This is a genomic window from Kitasatospora putterlickiae, assembly GCF_039527695.1.
In the GTDB taxonomy this organism is placed as follows: domain Bacteria; phylum Actinomycetota; class Actinomycetes; order Streptomycetales; family Streptomycetaceae; genus Kitasatospora; species Kitasatospora putterlickiae.
The window spans coordinates 1-401 of sequence record NZ_BAAAKJ010000413.1 but is presented as its reverse complement, the minus strand read 5'-3'; the positions used below and the strand labels follow the sequence as shown (position 1 = coordinate 401).

The following is a 401-nucleotide window of genomic DNA, read 5'->3' as shown; positions in this document are numbered from 1 at the left end:
CGGGCACGGGCCCGGGAGGCCGCCGAGGCGGTCTCGTCGAGGGTGACGGTGGAGCGGGTGTGCAGGTCCTCGGCGGCGAGCCGCTCGGCGCGGACGCAGTGGGTGAGGTGGTCCTGGGCGTCCTCCAGGGCGGAGCGCTGGTGCACCAGCAGGTCGAGGATCTCGGCCTGGGTGCGGTCCCGCTGCGCCTCGGCGGCCTGGCGTTCGGCGGCGGTCCGCAGCAGGCGGCGCAGCCCGGAGCGCAGGCCCGGTTCGGCCGGGGCCGACGCGTCGTGCCGGGCGGTCAGGGCCTCGACGTACTCGCGGTGGTGGGCGGCCCGGTCGCGGGCGGCGGCCAGGCCGGCGCGGGCCTCGGCGAGGGCCGTCCGGGCGTGCGGGACGCCCCGGGTCGCGGCGTCGTG

At 80.5% G+C, this 401-nt stretch carries 1 protein-coding gene; it reads right to left on the bottom strand.

From position 1 onward, the window contains the following. Positions 1-401, bottom strand: a 401-nt coding sequence (locus tag ABD308_RS34840) for a hypothetical protein (protein ID WP_344343925.1), incomplete at both ends; no start/stop codon positions are given.